Origin of the sequence: Aquiflexum sp., assembly GCF_041751335.1 — a bacterium.
Lineage (GTDB): Bacteria > Bacteroidota > Bacteroidia > Cytophagales > Cyclobacteriaceae > Aquiflexum.
This window is the reverse complement of sequence record NZ_JBGSXS010000433.1, coordinates 1-2,731: the sequence shown is the minus strand read 5'-3', so window position 1 is coordinate 2,731 and position 2,731 is coordinate 1. Positions and strand designations below refer to the sequence as shown.

Here is a 2,731-nt window from a genome sequence, read left to right as displayed (position 1 = left end):
GAGAAAGAAGTACCCGGAAATGGCATTACCTATGATTTGGGCACTCACCTTATAGATCAAGCAGTGATGCTTTTTGGAAAACCCAAATGGGTCTATGCCGAAATCCTCAATCAAAGAAGCGGTGCAGTTGCTGATGATTTTTTTGATATCACGCTGATGTATGAAGGCATCAAAGTCAGGTTGACTGCAAGTGTGCTTGTAAATGCCCCACTTCCAAAATTTTTGGTTCTTGGGGAAAAAGGCAGCTACATCAAATTCGGACTGGATGTACAGGAAAAGGCTTTCAAAGCCGGAGAAAAACCCGAGGGCGTCAATTGGGGACTGGAAGCTTCGGAAGCTTGGGGGCAAATGTACCTTGAGAATTCATCCGGTTCATATCAAACCGAAAGGGGTGATTACAGGCTGTTTTATCAAAATATTGCCGATACCATTAATGGCAAAGCATCCCTAAAAGTAAAAATGGAAGAAGCCATTCTGGTCCTTCAGATTATTGAAGCTGCATTTAAGAGCAATGAGGAGAGGAGAAGGATTGAATTATAAGAATGTAGGATAAGGGATGAAGGATGAAGGTAGATTTTAGACCTGCCTGCCGGCAGGCGGGTTTTAGATTTAAGATTTGGGGATTCCCGTTGTCCGAAGCCTGTGGCTTCGTGACGCTGAGTCAGGCGTTTGTAACGCCATTTTTTCCATGAAAACAAATCAAGGTTAAAGTGCAGTCCCTGACGGATGTGAGTGGAGACACTCACATTGGCGATGGGGTGGATTGAATTGGAAGGATGAAGGACGGGATCAACAGATGAAAAGTAACAGTATGGATTTAGGGTTAAAAATGCCTTAGGCATGACCGAAATTATAGCCCGGTAATTTATTGCCGGGATTAAAGATTAAATTTGGATCCTAAAGCTCCATAGGAGCGACCGATTTAATAGCCCAGTCCCGATAGCTATCGGGATCAACCCGGCGACTTAATGGGATAATCTGAGCAGAAGTTCCGTAGGAACGAACGATTTTTGTTCTAATTCCCCATATAAATTTTGGTCTGGTCTTTGTTTTAAGCTGAATCTAACCAACTATAATTTCTTATGAACAAATCATTCGCAATTTTGATGTTGCTTTTTTTCGCAGCTGTTTCACTGGCCAATGCACAAGTATCCGCAGGAGTTTATCGCTTAAGTTCAGAGACTTTCGCAGCTATAGGGACAGACCCTGACAATAAGATGTTTGGAGAAGCACGGGTTTCTACAGGCAATGAAGTCGGAATAGAAGGTACTTTTGGATACAATTTTATTCAAAAAGAAGAAGTGAACTTTTACAGTGGCTTTCACTTGGGAACAAGGGGAAACAGTGAAAGTTTCTATCTAGGTGTCCCTTTGGGACTTTTATTGAAACCTTTTAACAGTAAGAATTTTGGTTTTCTGCTGGAAGCAAGTCCCATATTCAGAAATGAACGGTCCAATTATTTTAGGGCCGGGATAGGGCTCAAGTATACCTTCAGGTAAAAAATCAAAAAGCCCCCATCCAAATTGAAATCTGGCTGGGGGCTTTTGGATTTTTGTCGGGTGAAATTTTACTTTTCGTACTATCCAAAATTCTGCCAATACCATGAAATGAAAGCTTAAGATTCAGCATTAAAATCCTATATCAATCACTATCTATAGTTTCAAACCTGCCTGCCCCAGATATCTAAAAATATCCAGTTAATATCAATCAATAGCTGCATCCCCTGTATTCAATCTATGATTTCATTATTGGCAGGAGAGCGGATTTTCATATTTCCTAATCAATTATCCCTTCATATTCTTGCGATTCGATCTATTTCTTTAATTTTGCGCCCATGGCAAAAAATGACGTTACAGCAGAAAATGCTCAATTAAAAGATATAATCGCCCATGCCAAAGAGTATGGCTTTGTTTACCCTTCCTCAGAAATTTATGATGGCCTTCAAGCTGTCTACGATTATGGAGCTTATGGGGTGGAACTGAAAAACAATCTCAAGAGACTTTGGTGGGAGACCATGACACGTCTCAATGACAATATTGTGGGTATTGATGCCTCAATATTCATGCATCCGACTACTTGGAAAGCTTCCGGTCATGTAGACAGTTTCAATGACCCGATGATTGACAATAAGGACAGTAAGAAGAGATACCGTGCAGATGTGCTGATTGAGGAAAAAGCAGCTTTCTATGAAAACTCAGGTGACAAAGAAACTGCTCAAAACCTATTGAATGCCATGGCAAGATTGCTGGAAGCAGAAGACCTTGCCGGTGTCCGAGAACTAATTATCAATGAAAACATCAAATGCCCGATCAGCGGCACATCCAATTGGACAGAAGTCCGTCAGTTTAACCTCATGTTTTCTACACAAGTTGGTTCAGTGGCGGAAGATTCATCTACCATTTACCTCAGACCTGAAACAGCACAGGGGATTTTTGTCAACTTCCTGAATGTCCAGAAAACCGCCCGGATGAAAGTTCCTTTTGGCATTGCCCAAATAGGAAAGGCTTTTCGAAATGAAATCGTTGCCCGTCAGTTTATTTTCAGGATGCGGGAATTTGAACAGATGGAGATGCAGTTTTTTGTCCGACCGGGCAGTGAATTGGAATGGTATAAAGAATGGGCAGAAACCAGGATGAAATGGCACAGGGCTTTGGGAATTCCCGAAGAAAAGCTGAGGAGACACGACCATGAGAAATTGGCGCATTATGCCAATGCCGCCATGGATATAGAA

At 41.7% G+C, this 2,731-nt stretch carries 3 protein-coding genes; all 3 read left to right on the top strand.

What is annotated here, in order from left to right; all coding sequences use genetic code 11:
• A partial coding sequence (locus ACEW8U_RS22885; RefSeq protein WP_373524377.1) for a Gfo/Idh/MocA family oxidoreductase occupies positions 1-540 on the top strand: 540 nt, incomplete at its 5' end.
• 542 nt (positions 541-1,082) lie between these two features.
• Positions 1,083-1,499, top strand: a complete 417-nt coding sequence (locus ACEW8U_RS22880; protein WP_373524376.1) for an outer membrane insertion C- signal — start codon at positions 1,083-1,085, stop codon at positions 1,497-1,499.
• 335 nt (positions 1,500-1,834) lie between these two features.
• A partial coding sequence (locus ACEW8U_RS22875; RefSeq protein WP_373524375.1) for a glycine--tRNA ligase occupies positions 1,835-2,731 on the top strand: 897 nt, incomplete at its 3' end.

What these genes read in the sequence shown, in the direction of transcription:
- ACEW8U_RS22880 (WP_373524376.1), top strand. Translation starts at nt 1,083, where the DNA reads ATGAACAAATCATTCGCAATTTTGATGTTGCTTTTTTTCGCAGCTGTT.